At 67.2% G+C, this 21,004-nt stretch carries 18 protein-coding genes; 3 read left to right on the top strand and 15 right to left on the bottom strand.

The window, feature by feature from the left end:
* Positions 1-41: 41 nt before the first annotated feature.
* The 8 genes from KL771_RS26035 to KL771_RS26070 form a co-directional block, all read right to left on the bottom strand.
* Positions 42-1,856, bottom strand: a complete 1,815-nt coding sequence (locus tag KL771_RS26035) for a hypothetical protein (RefSeq protein WP_261971433.1) — start codon at positions 1,854-1,856, stop codon at positions 42-44.
* A 171-nt stretch (positions 1,857-2,027) separates the two neighbouring features.
* A complete protein-coding gene (locus tag KL771_RS26040) occupies positions 2,028-2,498 on the bottom strand; it encodes a type III secretion system chaperone (RefSeq protein WP_261971434.1) in 471 nt (156 codons plus the stop codon).
* Between the two features lie 91 nt (positions 2,499-2,589).
* Positions 2,590-3,633, bottom strand: a complete 1,044-nt coding sequence (locus tag KL771_RS26045) for an ABC transporter ATP-binding protein (protein ID WP_261971435.1) — start codon at positions 3,631-3,633, stop codon at positions 2,590-2,592.
* Positions 3,630-4,622 carry an ABC transporter ATP-binding protein gene (locus KL771_RS26050; RefSeq protein WP_261971436.1) on the bottom strand — a complete coding sequence of 331 codons (993 nt, stop codon included), beginning with the start codon at positions 4,620-4,622 and terminating at the stop codon, positions 3,630-3,632. The genes KL771_RS26045 and KL771_RS26050 overlap by 4 nt, the downstream gene beginning before the upstream one ends.
* A complete protein-coding gene (locus KL771_RS26055) occupies positions 4,622-5,560 on the bottom strand; it encodes an ABC transporter permease (RefSeq protein ID WP_261971437.1) in 939 nt (312 codons plus the stop codon). Before KL771_RS26055 ends, KL771_RS26050 begins: the two co-directional genes overlap by 1 nt.
* A 1-nt stretch (position 5,561) precedes the next feature.
* Positions 5,562-6,542, bottom strand: coding sequence for an ABC transporter permease (locus KL771_RS26060; protein ID WP_261971438.1), 981 nt, complete (start codon positions 6,540-6,542; stop codon positions 5,562-5,564).
* Positions 6,543-7,321: 779 nt separating this feature from the next.
* Positions 7,322-8,923: an ABC transporter substrate-binding protein gene (locus tag KL771_RS26065; RefSeq protein WP_261971439.1), complete on the bottom strand. Its 1,602-nt coding sequence runs from the start codon at positions 8,921-8,923 to the stop codon at positions 7,322-7,324.
* Positions 8,924-9,186: 263 nt separating this feature from the next.
* On the bottom strand, positions 9,187-9,540 hold the full coding sequence (locus KL771_RS26070; RefSeq protein WP_261971440.1) for a hypothetical protein: 354 nt from the start codon (positions 9,538-9,540) through the stop codon (positions 9,187-9,189).
* Positions 9,541-9,831: 291 nt separating this feature from the next.
* Between KL771_RS26070 and KL771_RS26075 the strand changes: the two genes are divergently transcribed.
* Positions 9,832-11,049: a hypothetical protein gene (locus KL771_RS26075; protein ID WP_261971441.1), complete on the top strand. Its 1,218-nt coding sequence runs from the start codon at positions 9,832-9,834 to the stop codon at positions 11,047-11,049.
* A 105-nt stretch (positions 11,050-11,154) separates the two neighbouring features.
* Positions 11,155-12,075: an SMP-30/gluconolactonase/LRE family protein gene (locus KL771_RS26080; protein WP_261971442.1), complete on the top strand. Its 921-nt coding sequence runs from the start codon at positions 11,155-11,157 to the stop codon at positions 12,073-12,075.
* Between the two features lie 502 nt (positions 12,076-12,577).
* On the opposite strand, the gene hydA is transcribed toward KL771_RS26080, so the two are convergent.
* The 7 genes from hydA to KL771_RS26115 form a co-directional block, all read right to left on the bottom strand.
* Entirely contained in the window at positions 12,578-14,008 is a 1,431-nt protein-coding gene (gene hydA, locus KL771_RS26085; protein WP_261971443.1) for a dihydropyrimidinase, read from the bottom strand.
* Positions 14,009-14,039: 31 nt separating this feature from the next.
* Positions 14,040-14,885: a GNAT family N-acetyltransferase gene (locus tag KL771_RS26090; protein WP_390867772.1), complete on the bottom strand. Its 846-nt coding sequence runs from the start codon at positions 14,883-14,885 to the stop codon at positions 14,040-14,042.
* On the bottom strand, positions 14,882-15,640 hold the full coding sequence (locus KL771_RS26095) for an aspartate/glutamate racemase family protein (protein WP_261971444.1): 759 nt from the start codon (positions 15,638-15,640) through the stop codon (positions 14,882-14,884). Before KL771_RS26095 ends, KL771_RS26090 begins: the two co-directional genes overlap by 4 nt.
* Positions 15,640-16,545 (bottom strand): ABC transporter permease, encoded by a 906-nt coding sequence (locus KL771_RS26100; RefSeq protein WP_390867774.1) that lies wholly within the window; start codon positions 16,543-16,545, stop codon positions 15,640-15,642. The genes KL771_RS26095 and KL771_RS26100 overlap by 1 nt, the downstream gene beginning before the upstream one ends.
* Before the next feature lies 1 nt (position 16,546).
* Positions 16,547-17,434, bottom strand: coding sequence for an ABC transporter permease (locus KL771_RS26105; protein ID WP_261971445.1), 888 nt, complete (start codon positions 17,432-17,434; stop codon positions 16,547-16,549).
* Positions 17,435-17,514: 80 nt separating this feature from the next.
* Positions 17,515-18,804 carry an ABC transporter substrate-binding protein gene (locus tag KL771_RS26110; protein ID WP_261971446.1) on the bottom strand — a complete coding sequence of 430 codons (1,290 nt, stop codon included), beginning with the start codon at positions 18,802-18,804 and terminating at the stop codon, positions 17,515-17,517.
* Positions 18,805-18,848: 44 nt separating this feature from the next.
* Positions 18,849-19,841 (bottom strand): ABC transporter ATP-binding protein, encoded by a 993-nt coding sequence (locus KL771_RS26115; protein WP_261971447.1) that lies wholly within the window; start codon positions 19,839-19,841, stop codon positions 18,849-18,851.
* Between the two features lie 277 nt (positions 19,842-20,118).
* On the opposite strand from KL771_RS26115, the gene KL771_RS26120 reads away from it, so the two are divergent.
* Positions 20,119-20,883 carry a GntR family transcriptional regulator gene (locus tag KL771_RS26120; protein WP_390867778.1) on the top strand — a complete coding sequence of 255 codons (765 nt, stop codon included), beginning with the start codon at positions 20,119-20,121 and terminating at the stop codon, positions 20,881-20,883.
* The last annotated feature ends 121 nt before the right edge of the window (positions 20,884-21,004 follow it).

A 21,004-nucleotide genomic window follows, 5' to 3' on the forward strand; every position in this document is an offset into this window, starting at 1 on the left:
TCTCGCGGCAAAAGGGATGAGGGGCGGCGAAGCGGCGATCGTCAGATGAAGATCTGGGCCAAATTCTGCTGGATGATCTTTTGCCGCTCGTCCAATTCCTGGCGCTGCGACGGCGAGGCCCGCCGGGCATCCTGACGATCGCGACCCAGATAGCTGTTGTCTTCATCGAAGCGCTTCATGACGTCCTTGTCGCCCCACTTGTCCGGATCGATCACACGGCCCTTGGTGCGCAACTCGCCGATATGGTCCTGCATAGCCTGGAGGCGATCCTGGGCGGCCGAGATTTCGGACGGGCGCAGGCCCTTCATGCTGTCCGCCAGACCTTCCTTGGTCATCGTCTCGAAGGCCCGCGCCATGTCGCTGTCGATCACCGGCGGCAGGGTGGTGCCACGGAAGCCCTCGTTGTGGTCCTCGTAACCGTAGGCGATGCCGTTCGGGTCGGTCAGGTTCTTGCCGAAGCACTGGTCGTTGTCGATGCCGGTGACCGTGACCTTGCCGGTATCCTTGTCGACGTTGATGAAATAGTTGTTCGAGTGCCGGTCGCCCTGGCCGACCAGATGGTCGAGCAGCTGCAGCTTGACGATCTCCCGACGAACCTCGGGATTGTCGAACACTTCTCGGCTGGTCTTGCTGGCCGGGTTGCCCTTCGCGCGCGCCATGACCAGCCCGAGCGTCTCGCCCTTGCCGAGATCGGCGAAGCCGATTTCGGTGTGCGGTACGACATCGAATTTGAGGGCATGGGCAACCGAGCAGGTCGCCAGATTGCGCAAGGCGATCTGCGGATTGTACTGGTTGACGCCGGTCTGCTTCGCCACCCAACCATGTTCCGGCCGGTGTGCGCGATCGGTGTCGTTGGGAGCGAGCGGCTTGAACACGCCATCGAAGATCGTGCCGCCATCCTGCTTGAACTTTGCCTTGTAGACCGAATTGAAGGCGCCGGAGCCGAGTTCCTCGATCTTGCCGGTGCGCGTCGCCTCGGCGAACTTGCCGCTGACCGTCTCCGGGATGATCGGAATATCCAACGCCCGATACTTCATGCCGCCGAACAGGCCGAGACCGGATTTCTCCAGCAGTACGGCCTCCGAGGCGCGGAAGCCCTGCTCGGTATATTCGGTCTTGGTCTTATCCGGGATGTCCTTGCCGATCGTCTGGTATTCGATGTGGTTGCGCGCCTCCAGCGGCGTCATGTCCTTCACGGAGGCCATGTCGTTCAGCGAGATGCCCTCGCGGGCAAAGGCCAGCACCTGCTCGAAGCTCATGCCGGGCGGGATCTTGCCGCCGGAAGCCAGTTCCTTGTCGAGCCCGGCCAGCACCTCGCGGTCCTGCTCGACCTGCATCTGGACCTCGTTGACCATGCCCTTGTGCGAGTGCTTCGCCTTGGCGCCGTAGCGCTCGGCATGGTCGTAGACGCGGTCGAGCTGGCCCATCAGCGACTTGACCGTCTCGCGCGGCGTCTCGCCCGAGGTGTCGGCCTTCTTGATCGTGCCGTGATAGTCCTCCAGGCCGCCGAGCACGGCCTTGTAGCCGGTCGACATCTTGTAGAGGCCGAAGAAGCGGTCGTCCTTCGGGCGCCCGGAGGTCTTGATCAGGTCGTCCTTGGTCGAGACGCCGGAGGTCCAGGCGGCCCGGACCAGCTTCGGTGCCGGCTTCTGCTGCTCCACGACGCGGTCGGACAGCGACACGCCCTCGCCGGATTTCGTCGTCGGCGGCGGGGTCGGGTCCTGGCTCTTGGGCATGACCTGGACGAGCTTCGTCTGCAGGACGCCCGTCTGTTCCGGCGTGCCGGTCGACTTGCCCAGCGGGCCGGTGCCGATCTGGACCTGGTGCGAAGCGCGACCGGAATCGACGATGGCCATGGCTCTTGCGTCCCCTGAAGACCGGGCCTTGCGGCCGATGCACGGAGAATAGCCGGGAGCGGCCCGCCCGCTGTCACAAAAGCTACTCGCCCGCCAGTGCCCGCCACCGGTCCGGTCGTCCCACGGAGAGCGGTTGCCCCCGGGGAGCGGTCACTCAGATGGCGCGGTCGCTCAGATGCGGATGAAGGTCATGGGCTCGGTGCTGCTGGCGAGCGATTCGGAGGCTGCGGTGCGGCCCTCGCCGGGATCGGCGATGACCTCGGACCAGTCCTCAGTGGTATTGACGAAGCTTTCCAGCTGCTTGGCCAGGCGGGCGCCGTCCAGGCCGCGCCAGGCGACCGACAGGGCGAGGATCACATGCGGCGGCTGGTCGCCGGACAGGCTGAGCGTGGCCCCGAGCGTCGAGCGCCAGAAGAAGTTGCCGCGCAGCAGGTCCTCATAGGCGGCCTCGCCGGCCGCCGGCACGCCGAGATCGGCGAAGAACCACAGGGCATCCCGGTCGGGTCGGTACTGGATGTTGACCACCGACCGCCGGTCGAAGCCGAGCGCGCAGGTCAGGTCGGCATCAAGGGCGAGATTCGGCAGGCCCATGCGCGCGCCGAGTTCCGTGATCAGATTGGACAGGGCCGGATCGATGGTCAAGAAGCGCTTCCTCCGCCGGACGGGGCGCCGGCTTGTTGAATCATTGTGACTGAGGCGCCCCGGCGATCAAGCCGTCTCGGCGATCGAGCGATCAGGCGATCGCGAAGGCTGCCGGCGGGGCGGTTTCGGTCCGTCCCTCCTCGACCGCATGGCAGGCGACCCGGGCGGCGCCGTCGCGCGTATAGCCGGGCGCCTCGCGCCGGCAGCGCTCGTCGGCGAGCGGACAGCGCGGATGGAAGGTGCAGCCGGAGGGCGGATCGATCGGGTTCGGGATCTCGCCGGTGATGGCGCGGCGCGGCCGGCCGCCGGGGCGGAGATCCGGCACCGCGTCGAGCAGCATCCGGGTATAGGGATGGCGCGGCCGGGCGAACAGGTCTTCGGTCGGGGCGACCTCGGCGAGGCGGCCGAGATAGAGCACGCCGACATCGTCGGCCATGTGCCGGACAACGGCAAGATTGTGGGTGATCAGCAGATAGGTCAGGCCGAACTCGTCCTGCAGGTCGCGCATGAGGTTGAGGACCTGCGCCTGGACAGAAACGTCGAGCGCCGAGGTCGGCTCGTCGCAGACGATGAATTCCGGATTGGCAGCGAGCGCCCGCGCGATGGCGATGCGTTGGCGCTGGCCGCCGGAGAATTCGTGCGGATACTTGCGTCCGTCCGCCGGGTCGAGCCGGACCAGCTTCAGGAGATCGGCGACGCGCGCCTCGATCTCGGCGCGGTCCGACATCAGCCCGAAGGCGGTCAGCGGCTCGGCGATGATCGCGTCGACCCGGAAGCGCGGATTGAGGCTCGCGAAGGGGTCCTGGAAGATCATCTGGAACCGCCGGCGCAGGCGCGCGACATCGGCCCTGCGGCCCGGATCGGCGATGTCGACATTGTCGAACAGGATGCGCCCGCGCGTCGGCTGGATCAGGCCGACCACCATGCGGGCGATGGTCGATTTGCCGGACCCGGATTCGCCGACCAGCGCGAAGGTCTCGCCCTTGGCGATCGAGAAGGAGACGCCATCGACCGCCTTCACGAAACGGCGCGGTTCGCGTTCGATGACACGGGCGAGCCAGGGCTTCGAGACGTCGAAGACGCGGGCGAGGTCTTCCACCCGCACAAGCGGTGGTGCGCTGCGGTCGAGGGTCATCGGGCGGCCTCCGCCGGGCGCGAGGCGGGATCGAGCAGGAAGCAGGCGGCCTCGGACGCATCCGCCCGGTAGGCCGGCGGCCGCTCGGCGACGCAGCGCGCGAAGGCCTGGGCGCAGCGCGGGTTGAAGGCGCAGCCCGGCGGAATATGCGACAGCCGCGGCATCGAGCCGGGGATCTGCTCCAGCCGGTCGCGGCCGCCGTCGAGCGACGGGATCGAGCCCATCAGGCCGCGCGTATAGGGGTGATGCGGGCGGCTGATGACGTCGGCAACCGGCCCGATCTCGGCGAGCCGGCCGGCATAGAGCACGGCGACCCGGTCGGCGGTCTCGGCGATAACGCCCATGTCGTGGGTGATCAGGATCACGGCGGTACCCTTGTCGCGGCAGAGGTCCTTCAGCACCGCGATGATCTGCGCCTGGACCGACACGTCGAGGGCGGTGGTCGGCTCGTCGGCGATGATCAGTTCCGGATCGGCGGCGAGCGCCAGCGCGATCACAACCCGCTGGCGCATGCCGCCGGAAAATTCATGCGGGTAGGAGTCGATCCGCGCCCGCGCGGCCGGGATGCCGACCGCCTCCAGAAGGGTGGCGGCGTGCAGCTTGGCCTCCCAGGGCGTCCGCTCGGTATGGGTGACGATGGTCTCGACCAGCTGGTCGCCGATCCGGATCAGCGGATTGAGCGAGGTCAGCGGGTCCTGGAAGATCATGCCGATGCGCCGGCCGCGGATGCGCCGCATGGCCTCGGCCGGCAGGTTGTCGATGCGCTCGCCCTTCAGCCTGATCTCGCCGCCGGCGATGCGGCCGGGCGGCTCCAGGAGGCCGATGATGGCCGAGCCGGTCATCGACTTGCCGGCGCCGCTTTCGCCGACCAGGCCGAGCACCTCGCCGGGCGCCAGGTCGAAGGATAGCCGGTCGACGGCGGTCAGCAGGCCGCGCCGGGTCGGGAACTGAACGGTTAGGTCGCGGACGGAGAGGAGCGGTTCGGCCATCACCGGAGCCTCGGGTTGAGCGCGTCGCGCAGCCAGTCGCCGAGCAGGTTGACCGACAGGGCGATGGCGACCAGCGCGATCGCGGGGAAGAACAGGATCCACCATTCGCCGGAGGCTATGTATTCCTGGCCGATGCGCAGCAGGGTGCCGAGCGACGGGCTGGTCGGCGGCACGCCGACGCCGAGGAAGGACAGCGTCGCCTCGGTGATGATGGCCAGCGACAGGCCGAGCGTGGCGATCACCAGCACCGGGCCGAGCACGTTGGGCAGGATGTGGCGGCGCATGATCTTGCCGGCCGGCAGGCCGACCACACGGGCGGCCTGGACATAGTCCTTGCCGCGCTCGACCATGGTCACGCCGCGCACCGTGCGGGCATATTGCGGCCACTTGGCGATCCCGATCGACAGGATCAGCACGGGAATCGCCATGTGCTCCTGCGCCGCGATCGGCAGGGCGCCGCGGGCGATGCCGAAGATCATCAGCGCGACCAGGAGGTCCGGGAAGGTCAGCTGCACGTCGGCGACGCGCATGATCACGCTGTCGACCCAGCCGCCGCGATAGCCGGCGAGCAGCCCGAGCGCGATGCCGATCGCCATCGAGACGACCACCGAGGCGACGCCGACCAACAGCGAGATGCGTGCACCGTAGAGGATCGCCGAGAATACGTCGCGGCCCTGGTCGTCGGTGCCGAGCAGGAAGGTATGGCCGGTGAATTCGTTCGGCTTCAGGGGCGGCGTCTTGCCGTCCATCAGGTCGAGCGATGACGGGTCGAACGGATCGGTCGGCGCGATCCAGGGTGCGAGCAGGGCGGCGAGGCCGATCACCAGCACGACCACGGCCGCCACCACGGTCAGCGGCGAACGCCGGAACGAGTAGAACAGGTCCGATTCGAGGGCGCGCCGGAGGCGGCCGGCCCGGACGGTATCCGCGGCGGCCATCTCAGTGCCCTCCTGTCGCGGCGACGCGCAGGCGCGGATCGACGGCGAAATAGAGGAGATCGACGATCAGGTTCACGAACACGAAGAAGCCGGCGACGAACAGCAGGTAGGTGGCCATCACCGGCACGTCGACGGCCTGGACCGAGGAGATGAACAGCGAGCCGACCCCGGGCCACTGGAACACCGTCTCGGTGATGATCGCGAAGGCGACGATCGAGCCGAGCTGCAGGCCGGTCACGGTGATCACCGGCACCAGCGTGTTCTTGAGCGCGTGGCTGAAATGGATCGCGCGGGTGGTCAGGCCGCGGGCACGGGCGAAGCGGATATAGTCCGCGCGCAGCACCTCCAGCATCTCGGAGCGCACGAGGCGCATGATCAGCGTCATCTGGAACAGGCCGAGCGTGATCGAGGGCAGGACCAGCGAGGCGAGGCCGGAGCCGGTCAGGAAGCCGGTCGTCCAGCCGCCGATCCGGACCGTCTCGCCGCGGCCGAAGCTTGGCAGCCAGCGCAGTTCGACCGCGAACAGATAGATCAGCGCGATGCCGATCAGGAAGGTCGGCAGCGAGACGCCGATCAGCGAGATGGCCATGATCGCCCGCGAAAGGAGACCGTCGCGCCGCAGCGCCGTATAGACCCCGAGCCCGATCCCGCCGACCAGCGCGAACAGGCCGGAGATCAGCGCCAGTTCCAGTGTCGCCGGTAGACGCTCCTTGACGAGGTCGATGACCGGCCGGCCGACCCGGAACGAGACGCCGAAGTCGCCCTCCGCGACATTGCCCAGAAAGGTGGCGAACTGCACCGGAAACGGCCGGTCGAGGCCGAGTCGCTTGGTCATCGCCTCCCGGTCGGCGATGGTTGCATCCGGACCCATCATGTTGGCGACGGGGTCGCCCATGAAGCGGAACATGGAGAAGGCGAAGAAGGCGACCACCACCATCACCACGAGGGCTTCGGCGAGGCGGCGGATCAGGAATGCGAGCATGCGGTCACCGGCAAATCGTGAGATCCGAGACTAGCAGGATTTGGGCCGGTCCACCCGACCCCGGCCTGCCCCAGGACGAGGTTATGGCCACCGCCCCTCGGTCCGATCGGCACGGCAGCCCGAATTGTTTCGATGCCGGTCGCAATCCGCAAGAGGCCGGCGCCGATCATCGACGGCGGAAGGGGGGCTATGGCAGGGGCGGTTAAATCTGTCTTCCGGTTCTTGTGCCTATCCCGCGAGGGGACAAAGGGGAAGGGGCCGGGAGATCGAGCGACTGGATGTCCGAACGCCCCAAGCACCGAATTTCCGGCTCCATCCCCTTCTCCCTCCGGAGGGGGGAGAAGGTGCCCGAAGGGCGGATGAGGGGGACGATCCGGCGTCAAGTCTACATATTTCAGTTGGTTCCGATCGCGCGGACGGATCAGGTCGCGCAGACCGCCAGCATGGGCATGGTGGTGGCATCCAGCCCCCTCATCCGGCCTTCGGCCACCTTCTCCCCCAAGGGGGAGAAGGGGAAAGGGTCGAGAGATCGGGCCACAGGATGCCTGCGCATGCAAAATACCGAACCTCCGGCTCCTTCCCCTTCTCCCTCCGGAGGGGGGAGAAGGTGCCCGAAGGGCGGATGAGGGGGACGCCCCCCTCGTCGACACGATGAAGCCGCGGTCCGGACCACCGGTTCCGACGATCCTGCGGTATCCCAACCCCCTCATCCCGCCTTCGGCGACCTTCTCCCCCAAGGGGGAGAAGGGGAAAGGGTCGAGAGATCGCACCGCGCAACATCAATCGATCTTGACGTATTTCACGTAGAGCTGGTTCTCGGGCTGGACCTTGACCTCGATGCCCTTCTTCATGCCCCAGGCGAGCAACTGGTTGTGGATCGGGATGAACAAGGCCTCGTCCTTCACATGGGCGAGGATCTCGGCCAGCAGCTTGTCGCGCTTGGCGGTGTCGGTCTCGGTGCCGAGCGCCTCCATCTTCTTGTCCCAGTCCGGCTCGGTCACGCGGGTGGCGTTGTAGGCGCCGTAGACCTTGTCGCGGCTGTGGTAGATGGAGTCGAGCGTATAGGCCGCGTCGAACGAGGCGACGCCCCAACCGAGCATGTAGAAATCGGTCTCGTTCTTCAGGATGGTCGGCGTGTGCTGGGCCATCGGGCGGGCATCGAGCGTGACCTTGATGCCGATCTGGCCGAGGAAGCCGACGGTCGCCTGGCAGATCTTCTCGTCGTTGATGTAGCGGTTGTTCGGGCAGTTGAGCTTGACCCCGAAGCCCCCCGCATAGCCGGCCTCGGCCATCAGGGCCTTGGCCTTGGCGATATCCCATTTCGGATACTGATCGAGTTCCTTGGAATAGCCGTTCACGCCCGGCGGGATCAGGGTGCCGGACGGCGCCGACTGGCCGCCCATGACCACCTTCTGGATCGCCTCGCGGTTGATCGCCATCTCGATCGCCTTGCGTACGCGCTTGTCGGCGAAGGGATTCTTGCCCTTCACGTCCGAGGTGGCGAGTTCCGGGTCGCCGGCATTGAGTCCGTAGAAGATCGAGCGCACCTCCGGGCCGGTATTGACCTTGAGGTTCGCGGTCTGGGCGACGCGGTCGATGTCCTGGACCGGCATGTCCTGGACGAAATCGAGTTCGCCGGAGAGCAGGGCGGCGATGCGGGTCGGCGCGGAGGTGATCACGCTATAGACGACTTCGGTCGCCTGCAGCGGGAACTGGCCCTTGCCCCAATAGCCCTCGTTGAGCTTCATGACCGTCTTGGAGTCGGGCTCGCGCGACACCAGAATATACGGGCCGGTGCCGTTGGCATTGCGGACCGCGAAGGTCTCTTCCTTGTTCTTGAAATCCTGCGGCCGGGTGACCTTGTTGGCCTCCGCCCACTTCTGGCTCATCATGAAGATGTTGGTCAGCTGGTTGACCAGAAGCGGCATCGGCGCCTGCGTCTTCACATGGACCGTCAGGTCGTCGACCTTGACCACGTCGACGACGCCCGCCAGCGTCGTGCGGACGCCGGCGAGCGGGTCCATCGCGCGCTTCAGCGAGAAGACCACATCGTCGGCCGAGAAGGTGTCGCCGCTGTGGAACTTGACGCCGGGACGGAGCTTGAATTCCCAGGTCTTCGCGTCCGCAGGCAGCAGACCCCAGGACAGCGCCAGTGCGGGAACGATCTTGCCGTCCTGATCGCGGTGGATCAGCGGCTCGTAGATCTGGTGCAGCAGGCCGAAGACCTGGTTGGAATTCTCTGTATGCGGGTCGAGCGTCGGGGCATCCTGGCCGCGCGCCCAGCGGAAGGGCTTGGCATCGGCCGGATCGGACAGGATCGGAACGGACAGGGCCGTCCCGGAAAGTGCGAGCGCGAGAACTACCGAAAGGTTGCGGATCATCACACAGGGCTCCTGTCCGAGGAAGCGCGGTGAATTTGGACGCAGCCGGGAACCGCGTCCAAATGCATCGCGCTTCATGCAGAATTTCTGAGGGCCAAATCTGCGTCCCGGCATGCCGCCTGTACGCGCCCGCCCCCGACGGCCTCAGGGAATGTCCCGAGGCGCCGGCGACAGGCTAGCCCGAAGTCGAACCCGGCGGCAACCCTCCGTGCGTCATCGCCTTGGTGTTTCTTCAGTCGTAACACACGCTTGGGCCGGGCGAGTCAGCGACGTGTCAGGCGTTCCGTGCCGATCTTGGTGCCGCCCGTGTAGGTCCAAGCACCCAGCCAGCCGTCGCCGTCCTTGCCGTAGACGGCAATGCCGGTAGAGCTGCCCGAGCGGTATGCAACGGCAAAGAAGTTCTCGTTGCCGACGGCGGTGCCGACGAACTTCTCGCGCGCGATCACCCAGGTGACCTTGAAGGCGTCGCCCTGCGGCTCGATCACCGCCACACCCGAGTAGCCGCCGCCGTCGGGTCCGCGCCCCTCCACGGTGTATTGCCCGACCGGATCGGCATGCGCCGGGGCCAGCGTCAGGGCGCCGAACAGCAGCACCCCGGACAGGGACTTTCCGGTCATGCGGACTGCGGATGCAAACGGGCTCTTCATGGCAGTTCCCCCTCGCGGTTGCCTCGGGCCGTCGGAATCGCGCCGAGCGTCAGCCGGGCCGGAAGCGTCGCGCGAACCGGATCGGTATGCAATCGCGGCGCTTGCCGGAAATCCGCTGTCGGCCGGATTCACGTCCCGTTGAGGCTGCCGCAAGGATGTCGGCCGGCCGGGCCGTCCTGCAAACCCGATGGCAAGGCGCGGAATGGTAGCGGCATCGGGTGGAGGCCCGCGCGGGCCGCCCGGCTATCCCATGGAGTCAGCATGTCGTTGCGCCATCGCCTTCTCGCGTTTGCGGCCTTCCTCGCCACGGCGGCGATTGTCGCGGCCATCGCCTGGCGCGGCCTGCACGAGCCGGCCGACACCAACAGCTTCACGCTGCTGGCCGACGCCTTCCTGAACGGCCGGTTCGACTTCAAGGGCTGCTACGATTTCGAATGCGTGCGCTCGGGCGGCAAGACCTACCTGATCCAGCCGCCGTTCCCGGCGGTCCTGTCGATGCCGCTGGTCGCCGCCTTCGGACTGCACGTCCACTACTACATCTTCTTTGCTGCGGCGCTGACGGCGCTGACGCTTCTCGTCTGGTGGCGCGTCTTCATGCGCCTCGGCACCGAACCGGCGACCGCCGGCTGGCTGCTGGTCGCCATCTTCGCCTCCACGCCGCTCGCCTATTCGGTCGTCCGCTCGGATGGCGTGTGGCTGTTCGCCCATGTGGTCGGCTTCCTGATGGCCTCGCTCGCGGTCCACGAGGCGCTGGCGGGCCGGGTGGTGATGGCCGGTCTCGCCCTCGGCTGTGCCTTCCTCAGCCGGCAGATGACGCTGTTCATGTTCCCCTTCGTCTTCGCCATCGCGCTGACCGTCCAGGCGCGGCTGCTGCCGCCCTCGCGCGAGACGATCGTCAAGGGCCTGAAGATGGGGCTGGCCTTCTCGCTCGCCGTCGTCTTCTACCTCTTCTACAACTGGTCGCGCTTCGGCCTGCCGATGGAGACCGGCCACAACATCCTGGCCGCCCAGGCCGCGACCAGCCCCGACATCACGCCGCTGGTCTACCGCCTGCGCGACATCGGCGTCTTCTCGAAGGACTACGTGGTCTTTAATTTCTTCTACATGTTCCTGCAGGGCTTCCATGCCCAGTTCACCGGCCCGACCATGCTGAAGCTGGAGGGGCTCGACCCGTTCGGCGCCTCGTTCCTGGCGGCGAGCCCGTTCCTGCTGTTCCTGTTCTTCTGCCCACGCGACCGCACCATCTGGTTCGGCGCGCTGGCCGTATTGCCGGTGGTGCTGTGGCTGCTGTTCTACCATTCGAACGGGTTCAAGCAGTATAACGGCATCCGCTACATGCTCGACTTCCTGCCCGTGCTGATGGTCTTCCTGGCGCGCGCGGTGCGGCCCGAGTTGCGCCCGGCCTTCGGACTGCTGGTCACCTGGGGCGTTCTGCTCAACCTCGCCACCATCGGTGTGCTCGCCGTCACGCGCGGCTGATTTTTGTACGAGGAATTACAGGCGCGCGTCGGCTGCCCCCTTGCGGTCTGGCGCGACCTCGGCTCCGATGGCGGTCCCGAACGACAAGAAACTCGGAAACGCCTCATGAGCGACTATGTCATCCTGGATCCGCGCTTCAACGCCCTGATCATCGGCCATGTGAAGCTCGAGAAGCTCTATACCGGCTGCCGCTGGGCGGAGGGGCCGGTCTATGTCCCGCTGTCGCGGCAGCTGATCTGGTCCGACATCCCGAACGACCGGCTGATGCGCTACGACGAGGCCGACGGCTCGGTCGCGGTGTTCCAGACCCCGTGCGGCTATCACAACGGCCACACGCTCGATCACGAGGGCCGGGTAATCGCCTGCGAGCATGGCGGCCGGCGCGTGTCACGGCTCGGCCATGACGGCCGCTGGACCGCGCTCGCGACCCACTACCAGGGCAAGCGGCTGAACTCGCCGAATGACGCGGTGGTCAAGTCGGACGGTTCGATCTGGTTCACCGATCCGAGCTACGGCATCGACACCAACTACGAAGGTTTCCAGGCCGAGCCCGAGATCGGCGGCTGCTACGTCTACCGCCTCGATCCGGCGACCGGCGACGTGACCGCCGTGATCACCGACATGGTGCGCCCGAACGGGCTCGCCTTCTCGCCCGACGAGACGATCCTCTATGTCGCCGACACCGGTGCGACCCATGTTCCCGGCCATCCGGCCGAGATCCGCGCCTATACGGTCGCGGCGGACGGCCATTCGGTCGTCGCGGGCTCGGGCCGGCGCTTCTCGCTGTGCGGCTTCGGCCTCTATGACGGCTTCCGGGTCGACCGGGGCGGCCATATCTGGACCTCGACCGGCAACGGCGTCGACTGCTACCACCCGGACGGCACGCTGCTCGGCCAAATCCCGATCCCCGAACTGGTCTCCAACGTTGCCTTCGGTGGTCCCAAGCGCAACCGCCTCTACATCACCGCCCAGACCTCGCTCTACTCCATCTTCCTGAACGCCCACCCGGCCGGTTGGCAAGGGTAACGGGGCGATCCGGCGGTGGCTTGATTGGGGCATTGACCGTCTCTTGCGCCGGGCGACGATGCTTGGGAGGGCCAGCGCGTGATCCAGTCAGCGTTTGTGCAATCCCTCAACGGGTTAAGCCCTTCTCCCTCCGCAGGGGGCGAAGGGGAAGGAGACGGGGGGTGGGGCGTCGATTTCCTCGATCCCTCAACGCGTTACCCCTTCGCCCCCCAAGGGGGGAGAAGGTGCCCGAAGGGCGGATGAGGGGGGCGATCGAGCGGATATATGCCGAAGTGGCGGTCCAGTCGCCGGCCCTGCCAACCCGGACCGCCGGCTTTTCGCTATGCGGCAGCATCCAGGCCCCCTCATCCGGCCTTCGGCCACCTTCTCCCCCCCTTTCGGGGGCGAAGGGGAAGGGGGCGCAGGATCGCGGGGGCTGTTCGGCCGGCGCGCCGGCCCCCCATCAGGCCCGGTCGCCAACGGCGGCGGGGGGCGCCGAGGCACCCGTCAACGCGCCGGATCGTCAGGCGGCCCTTCCGGACGGCACCGCGTAGGGCGACAGACTGCGCTTCAGGAAGCGGCCGTCGGTCTTGGCGCCGAGGATCCGACCTTCCTCGCAGACGACGGCGCCGCGCAGGATGGTCATGACCGGCCAACCGGTTACGGCGAGACCTTCATACGGCGTATAATCCGAGTTGTGGTGCATCAGCGACTGGCTGATGGTCTCCCGGCGGTTCGGGTCCCAGAGCACGATGTCGGCATCGAAGCCGACGCCGATCGAGCCCTTGTGGGGGTAGAGGCCGTAGATCTTGGCGTGGTTGGTCGAGGTCAGCGCGACGAACTCGTTGACGGTGATGCGGCCCTCGGCGACGCCCTTGGAATAGAGGATCGGCAGGCGGGTCTCGACGCCCGGGATGCCGTTCGGCACCCACCGGAAAGAGGTGCGCGCCTTGGGGTTCAGCTTGCCCTGGCTGCCCTCGTAGAAGAACGGGCAGTGATCCGACGAGAAGGTCTGGAACACACCGCCGCGGATGCCCTCCCAGATCGCCTCCCAGGAGGCATGGTCGCGCGGGGGCGGCGAGCAGACATACTTGCCGCCGGTCTCGTCCATGTTGAGACCCTTGAGGTCGTCGGCGGTCAGCGCGACATATTGCGGGCAGGTCTCGCCATAGACCTTGAGGCCCTTCTGCTGCGCCCAGCGGATCTGCTCCATCGGCTCGCGCCCGGAGACGTGGACGATCATGATCGGCACGTCGAGCAGTTCGCCATGGCTGATCGCCCGGTGGGTCGCCTCGCGCTCGACCACCTGCGGGCGCGACACGGCGTGATAGTAGGGCGCCGTCTTGCCGGCGGCTTCCAGCCGCTCGGTCATGAACTTGATCGAGTCGTAGCCCTCGCAATGGACCATGACCAGCGCGCCGCAGCCGCGCGCGCAATCGAACACCTCGAGCAGCTGCCGGTCGTTCAGCACCAGGTCGTCATAGGTCATGAAGACCTTGAACGACGAATAGCCGTCCTCGACCAGCGACGGCAGTTCCTGGCCGAGCACGGTCGGGGAGGGGTCGGAGATGATCAGGTGGAAGCCGTAGTCGCAGTAGGATTGCCCGTCGGCTTGCCTGTGATAGTCCATCACCGAGGCCCGGAGCGAGGCGCCGCGCGGCTGCAGGGCGAAGGGCAGGAGCGTGGTGTTGCCGCCCGCGATCGCCGAGCGGGTGCCGGTCTCGAAGCCGTCCGCCATGGCCGGGCCGCCGAAGGCCGGCTGGGCGAGATGGACATGGCTGTCGATGCCGCCGGGCATGACCAGCAGTCCGGCCGCGTCGATGGTCTTCGCGCCGCCGGTCAGCGCCTCGGCCAACGCGACGATCTTGCCGCCGCGAATGCCGACATCGGCGCGCATGGTGTCGGCGGCGGTGACCACCGTGCCGCCGCGGATGACGAGATCGTAGTCGCTCATGGTCTGCTCCCAGGGGCGCGGCGGGGCGCCGTCAGCCCAGTTCGAAGGTGGTGATGCCGAAGATGCGGGACAGCGGCAGGCCGGGATCGGCGCCGCGATACATGCGTGCCGTCTCGAAGACCGGCACCAGTCCGTGCCGCTCGGCGAGCGCGACCGCCGCCGCATTCGGCGCGGGCGTGTCGAGCGCGATGGTCGCGCCGTCGGCCTCCGCGGCGAGGGCCAGGAACAGGGCCTCCGCGCCGGCCGCGTCGTCGGCGAAGAGCGGGCCGATCTTGTAGCCGGTGCGGCAGGGGCGGATCGTGCCATATCCGGCGAGCCGGCCGTCCTCGACCAGGTGGCGGGTGACGCGACCCGCCGAGCCGTCGGTCCAGGCGGCGAGGAAGCCGGGCCGGTCGAAGCCGAAGGCTGCCCGGTCATAGGCCACGAGTGCCGCGCGATCGTCCGGGCCGGGCGCGCGGATGCGCGGATCGGCTGGAGCAGGGGCGGCGACGATACCGGCGTGGCGGATGGAGCGGTGGGCGAGGACGAAGCCCGACTTCGCATAGTTTGCCTGCTGGGCGACGACGCCGTCGAGGCCGACCGTGCGGTCGCCGAGCCGCGCCATGCCCGCCGTCCAGGTCGCCCAGCCGAAACCGCGGCCGCGGAACTCCGGCCGGCAGATATAGAAGCCGAGAAAGCCGTAGGCCGGGCCATAGGTCACGACCGAGATGCAGGCGACCGGTTCGCCGTCGAGGCGGGCGAGGAGGAAGCCGCCTGGATCGGCGGCGAGGAAGGGCGCGGCATCGCCGAGCCCGGGATTCCAGCCCTCGGCCGCCGCCCACTCGGCCATCACGGCGAGCCCGGCGGCGTCCGCGGGCGCGATCGCGAGCCCGGTCACGCGCCGTCCCCCGCCGCGCCGCCCCCGACCGCAAACGGGGCGAAGATGCCGACATAGGGCTTCGGCGGCGGCGGCGCATAGCCGCCGAGCTTGGATGTCCTCACGCCGAGCCGGACCAGGCTTTCCGCGAGCGTCACGGCGGCGGCGACGCCGTCGATCACCGGCAGGCCGTGCTTGGCGGACAGGTCGGCGGCGAGATCGGCCATGCCGGCGCAGCCGAGCACGATCGCCTCGGCATGGTCGTCGCGCTTGGCCGCCTCGATCTCGGCGGAGATGCGCTCGACGCCGCCGGACGCCGGATCCTCGAGCGCCAGCACCGGAATGCCGGCCGCGCGCACCTTGGCGCAGCGCGTGGCGAGGCCGTAGCGGACCAGATTGTGCTCCATCACCGGGATGGCCAGCGCCAGCGTGGTGACGACGGCGAACTTGCCGGCGACGAGGCTCGCGACATGGTAGGCGGCCTCGCCGATGCCGATCACCGGCGCCCGGGCCAACTGGCGGGCGGCATCGAGGCCGGTATCGTCGAAGCAGGCGATGACATGGGCATCCGCGCCGAGCGCCTCGGCCTCGCGGATGCGCGCCAGCATGCCCGGAATGGCGTAGGCCTCGTCGTAATAGCCCTCAATCGAGACCGGCCCCATCACTGGCTGGGTGGCACTGATCTGCGTCCCCGGTGAGGCGACGGCGCGCGCGGCATGATCGATCTTGTCGGTGAAGGAGCGGCTGGTATTCGGATTGACGACGTGGATCAGCATCAGACGAGCCCCGAACCGGCATCGGATCCCTGCCGCTCCTGCCGCTTCTGCAGCAGACGGATGGCATAGAGCGCGGCGAAGATGACCAGGAAGGAGACCGCGCTCGTGACCGTGCCGAGGGCGTAGATGTCCGGCTTGGTGACCGTGGTGGTCAAGCCCTGCAATTCGAGGGGCAGGGTGTTGACCGAGCCGATCGCCTGGCTGGAGCGGGCGAGTTCGTCCCACGACAGGGTGAAGCCGAACAGCCCGATGCCGACCACGGAGGGGAGGATGATCGGCAGCACGACATGCCGGAAGGTCTGCCAGGGCGTGGCGCCGAGGTCGCGCGCGGCCTCTTCCAGGCGGCCGTCAAAGCGGTTGAAGATGGCGAACATGATCAAGAGGCCGAAGGGCAGCGTCCAGGTCAGATGCGCGCCGAGCCCGGAGGTGAACAGGCCCATGCCGGTGGTCCACTCCTCGGCGAGCTTCGCAAAGCCCCAGTCGGCGGCATGCAGCTTGACGGCGTCGTCGAGCACGCGGAATTCGAGCGCGATGCCGAGCGAGGTGATGATCGAGGGCACGATCAGGCTGGCGATGGCGGTGTAGAACAGGAAAGCGGAGCCCGCGAAGCGCTTGCGGAAGGCCATGCCGGCGGCGACCGAGAACACCACGGTGATCATCATCACGACCAGGCCGAGCTTCAGCGAGCGCCAGAAGGCCGCGCCGATGTCGACGATGCCGCCGCCGCCGAACAGCTTGGCGAACCAGGTCAACGAGACGCCGTTCATCGGGAAGGTCAGCCCGCCCTCCGGCCCCTGGAAGGAGAGCACGTAGATGGCCAGCATCGGCCCGTAGAGAAACAGCACGTAGAGCGTGAAGACGAAAGCCAGGATGTAGAAGCTCAGCGGACGGCCTTCGCGCAGCATGTCACAGCTCCTTGCGCACGTCGACCAGCCGCGACAGCATCGCGATGATCATGAAGGTGATCCCGAGCAGGATGACCGCGTTGGCGGCGGCGGCCGGGAACTGCAGCGCATTGAGGCGCGTCTCGATGATCTTGCCGGCGGCGGCGATCTGCTGCCCGCCCATGACGCCGATGGTGACGAAGTCGCCCATCACGATGGTGATGACGAAGATCGAGCCGATCACGATGCCGGGCTTGGCGAGCGGGATGATCACGTTGGTCAGCGTCTGGAAGCCGGTCGCGCCGGCATCGTAGGCGGCCTCGATCAGCCGCTTGTCGATGCGGATCATCGAATTGAAGATCGGCACGACCATGAAGAAGGTGAACAGGTGGACCAGCGCCAGGACCACGGCGAACTCTGAATAGAGCAGCCATTCCAGCGGCTTGTCGATCACGCCGGCCTTGACGAGGCCGGAATTGACCAGCCCGTTGCGCCCCAGGAGCGGGATCCACGCGATCATGCGGATCACGTTCGAGGTCCAAAACGGGATCGTGCAGATCAGCGACAGGGCGATCTGCCAGGTTTTGGAGCGGATGTGGAAGGCCAGGAAATAGGCGACGGTGAAGCCGATCACCAGCGTGATCAGCCAGACCAGGAAGCACAGCTTCAGCGTCTTCAGGTAGGTCTTGAGGATGGTGCACAGGTCGGGAAGCTGCGCGAGACAGCCCTCGAAGGTCTCAACATAGCCGCGCGTCGTGAAGCTCGGGATCATCTCGTATTCGTTGTAGTCCCAGAAACTCACGATGATCACGAAAGCGAGCGGGACCAGGAAGAACACGAGGAAGACGAGCATCATCGGCCCGGCCTGGAGCCAGGCGACGAATTGCGAGGGTTTGTCTCTGAGCGCCATCGGGGCTCCACGCGGGCTGCGGGGGAAGGCGCGGCTCCGGGATCGGAGCCGCGCCGGAGGTCGCTGGCGGATTCAGGCGGTCAGGCCGCGATGAACTCGTTCCACTTGCGAACCATGTAGTCGTTCTCGTCCATGACCGCGTTCCAGCAGGCGACCGAGCCCATGCGGTCGTCGTAGGAACCGCCATCGCGGATCGCACCGGCCTTTTCGAGCAGCGAGCCGTCGGGGGCCTTGATGTCCTTCTCGGCCGCCTTGCCTTCCATCCAATAGGCCCATTCGTAGGGTTCCATATTGGCCTTGGCGGTCGACAGCACGGCCGAATAGTAGCCCTGGCGGTTGAGATAGGCGCCCGCCCAGCCCGACAGGAACCAGTTGACGAACTCGTAGGCCCATTCGAGCTTCTTGCCCGAGACGCCCTTGGAGACGCAGAAACCCGACGCCCAGGAGCGGTAGCCTTCCTTCAGCGGCTGGAACACGCAGGGGATGCCCATCGAGCGGACCTTGGTCACCGCCGGCGACCACATCGACTGGATCACGGTCTCGCCCGAGGCCATCAGGTTGACCGACTCGTTGAAGTCCTTCCAGAAGGCGCGGAACTGGCCGGACTTCTTGGCCTCGGTCAGGATCTTCATGGTCAGGTCGATCTCGGCCTTGGTCATGTTGCCCTTGTCGGCATACTTGTACTGGCCGGTGGCTTCCACAACCATCGCCGCATCCATGATGCCGATCGACGGGATGTTGAGGATCGAAGCCTTGCCCTTGAATTCCGGGTTCAGCAGTTCGGCCCAGGACGAGATCGGGCGCTTGATCAGGTCGGGGCGGATGCCGAGCGTGTCGGCGTTGTAGACCGTCGGGATCAGGGTGACGAATTCGGTCGGGCTCTTGGCGAAGGTTTTGGAGTCCTTGCCTTCGAGATAGAGCACTTTCCAGGGCGCGGTGCCCTGATCGCCGATCTTCTTGCCGGAGGGCAGTTGGCCCTTCGTAAAGACGGGCGTGATATTATTGAATTCCTTGATCTTCTTGGCGTCGAGCGCCAGGATGTTGCCCGACGGGACCAGCTTCTTGAGCGAGAAATACTCAGTATCGAGCACGTCGAACGAGTTCGGCTGGGTCACGACGCGCTTGGTCACGTCGTCGGTCGTGACCGTGATGTATTCGATCTTGATGCCCGTGTCGGCGAGGCACTTCTTGGAAATCTCGTCGCCGGCATTGACGGCGGTGCCGAGATAGCGAAGCACCTTGGCTTCCTGGCTCATCACATACGGGAAGCCCGTTATGGCGCCCGATCCGGCGGCGAGGCCGGCACCGGCCGCGGCGCCCTTGAGCAGCGTGCGCCGGCTGAGGCCCGACTTGGTGGTGTCTTCCGTCATGGTTGCAGTCTCCCCTTTGGTCTTCGCAGACTGATTAGGACTGTTCATTCGAGCGGATGGGCGAGGGCGGGTGCCCAGGTCGCCACGACGCTCGCGCCGACCGTCTGCGGGTCGGCATCGAAAGCGGCCTCCGGCACCTGCGCGACGAGATCGTTGCCATCTCCCGTGGCGACGTTCACCTGCACGTAGGTGCCCTGGTATTCGACTTCGGTGACCGTGCCGGCCAACATCGGTCCGTCGACGGCGACGCCCGGCCGGACCAGCGTCAGCCGGTCCGTGCGGACGGCGAGCTTGCGGCCGTCGAGCGCGACCACGTTGTGCCCGCCGATGAAGCGGGCGACGAACTCGGTGCGCGGCTTGTTGAAGATCTCGCGCGGCGTGCCCTGCTGCTCGATCCGGCCGTTGTTCATCAGCACGACCAAGTCGGACAGCGCCATCGCCTCCTCCTGACCGTGGGTGACGTGGATGAAGGAGATGCCGAGCTCGCGCTGCATCTGCTTCAGTTCGGCGCGCATGCGGATGCGCAGGAACGGATCGAGGGCCGAAAGCGGCTCGTCGAGCAGCAGGATTTGCGGTTCGGTGATCAGGGCCCGGGCGAGCGCGACGCGCTGCTGCTGGCCGCCCGACAACTGGGCCGGCAGCCGGCCCGCATAGGCGCCCATGGCGACCAGATCGAGCAGCGCCCTGGCCTTGGCGTGCCGCTCCGTCTTCTCGACGCCGCGCATCTTGAGCGCGAAGGCGACGTTGTCTATCACGGTAAGATGCGGGAACAGCGCGTAGGACTGGAACATCATCGCCGTGCCGCGCCGCGCCGGCGGCAGGTCGGTGACATTGTGGGCGCCGAGGATGATGTCGCCCTCCGAGGCCGCCTCGTGGCCGGCAACCATGCGCAATGTCGAGGTCTTGCCGCATCCGGACGGGCCGAGCAGGCAGCAATAGGTTCCGGCGGGGATCTTGAGGTCGACCGCCTCGACGGCGACGGTGGCGCCGTAGCGCTTCGTGACCTGGACCAGTTCCAGTGCCGCCGGTTGGGCCATGCCGCCGTTGCTCCCGCTCTTCGCCTGGCCGGTCGGACCGGCCGTGGGAAGCTCGCAAGGCCTGTGCCAGACGGGTCCGGGCCGCCCGGCCTGCGGGGGCGCCCTGAAATGCCGCTCTTTGCATCCCGACCGCCGGTCCGGTCGAAACCGGAATTGCCTAGGATCCAGGCAGTGTGGACACAGTTTGCGCGGCGATCGTATACGATCCAGGCGCCGTTTCGAAGCCCGCTGACGTTAGACTGAGTGGCGAGAGGTCGAAACCGGAGCGACCGCGCCGATGACGGCCGGGGACGAGGATGGGGCGCCGCCGCAGGCGCCGGGATCGGGAGCGCCGGCGGCGCCGCGGGCGGATCGGCTGTCCGTGTCCCGCACGGCGGAGGACCGCGCCGGCCGCATCCGCACCGGGATCGTCACCGCGATCCTGGAGCAGAGGCTTCACCCCGGCACCAAGCTTGGCGAGGACGAGATCGGCGCGGTTTACGGCGCCAGCCGCACCATCGTGCGTGCAGCCCTGCAGGCTCTGGCCCACGAAGGCATCGTGGTGATCGAGAAGAACCGCGGCGCCTTCGTGGCGCGGCCGAGCCCCGAGGAGGCTCGCGAGGTGTTCGAAGCCCGCCGCCTGATTGAGACCGCGATCGCCGGGCGGGCGGCTCTGCGCTACACGCCGGATTGGGGCGCGGCGCTCGATCGCCATCTCGCAGAAGAGCGTGCCGCGCTCGCCCGCGGCGACGATCGTGCGGCCATCCGCCTCAGCGGCGAATTCCACGGCCTCGTCGCCGCACTGGCTGGCCACGGAATCTTCCAGTCCCTGCTGGCCGAACTGATCGCCCGGTCCTCCCTCATCATCCTGCTCTATCGCAGTCGCCGTGCCCAGTTCTGCGGCAGCGACCACCATGCCGCCATCGCCGAGGCGATCCGCCGGGGTGACGGCAGTTTGGCCGGTCGGTTGATGGGCGAGCATCTGATCGAGATCGAAGCCGGTCTCGATCTCAAGGGCGACGCGGAACCCGAACGCAGTCTCGCCGACATCCTGCGCGGCTGACCCCGCGGCCCGGCCCGACCGACCCCGGTATCCTCCCGCCATTTTGCGCGCTCAACCGCCTTGCTTTCCGCAAGTGCGAACATAACTGTCGTCGGCGGCCGTTGCGCCGCTCCCGATCAAG

The organism is Prosthecodimorpha staleyi (assembly GCF_018729455.1).
Taxonomy (GTDB): Bacteria; Pseudomonadota; Alphaproteobacteria; order Rhizobiales; family Ancalomicrobiaceae; genus Prosthecodimorpha; species Prosthecodimorpha staleyi.

Coding starts and splice junctions, on each gene's coding strand:
- KL771_RS26080 (WP_261971442.1), top strand. CDS start 11,155: ATGAGCGACTATGTCATCCTGGATCCGCGCTTCAACGCCCTGATCATC.
- KL771_RS26115 (WP_261971447.1), bottom strand. CDS start 19,841: ATGGCCCAACCGGCGGCACTGGAACTGGTCCAGGTCACGAAGCGCTAC.
- KL771_RS26060 (WP_261971438.1), bottom strand. CDS start 6,542: ATGCTCGCATTCCTGATCCGCCGCCTCGCCGAAGCCCTCGTGGTGATG.
- KL771_RS26065 (WP_261971439.1), bottom strand. CDS start 8,923: ATGATCCGCAACCTTTCGGTAGTTCTCGCGCTCGCACTTTCCGGGACG.
- KL771_RS26100 (WP_390867774.1), bottom strand. CDS start 16,545: ATGCTGCGCGAAGGCCGTCCGCTGAGCTTCTACATCCTGGCTTTCGTC.
- KL771_RS26055 (WP_261971437.1), bottom strand. CDS start 5,560: ATGGCCGCCGCGGATACCGTCCGGGCCGGCCGCCTCCGGCGCGCCCTC.
- KL771_RS26110 (WP_261971446.1), bottom strand. CDS start 18,804: ATGACGGAAGACACCACCAAGTCGGGCCTCAGCCGGCGCACGCTGCTC.
- KL771_RS26105 (WP_261971445.1), bottom strand. CDS start 17,434: ATGGCGCTCAGAGACAAACCCTCGCAATTCGTCGCCTGGCTCCAGGCC.
- hydA (WP_261971443.1), bottom strand. CDS start 14,008: ATGAGCGACTACGATCTCGTCATCCGCGGCGGCACGGTGGTCACCGCC.
- KL771_RS26050 (WP_261971436.1), bottom strand. CDS start 4,622: ATGGCCGAACCGCTCCTCTCCGTCCGCGACCTAACCGTTCAGTTCCCG.
- KL771_RS26095 (WP_261971444.1), bottom strand. CDS start 15,640: ATGCTGATCCACGTCGTCAATCCGAATACCAGCCGCTCCTTCACCGAC.
- KL771_RS26035 (WP_261971433.1), bottom strand. CDS start 1,856: ATGGCCATCGTCGATTCCGGTCGCGCTTCGCACCAGGTCCAGATCGGC.
- KL771_RS26120 (WP_390867778.1), top strand. CDS start 20,119: ATGACGGCCGGGGACGAGGATGGGGCGCCGCCGCAGGCGCCGGGATCG.
- KL771_RS26045 (WP_261971435.1), bottom strand. CDS start 3,633: ATGACCCTCGACCGCAGCGCACCACCGCTTGTGCGGGTGGAAGACCTC.
- KL771_RS26070 (WP_261971440.1), bottom strand. CDS start 9,540: ATGACCGGAAAGTCCCTGTCCGGGGTGCTGCTGTTCGGCGCCCTGACG.
- KL771_RS26075 (WP_261971441.1), top strand. CDS start 9,832: ATGTCGTTGCGCCATCGCCTTCTCGCGTTTGCGGCCTTCCTCGCCACG.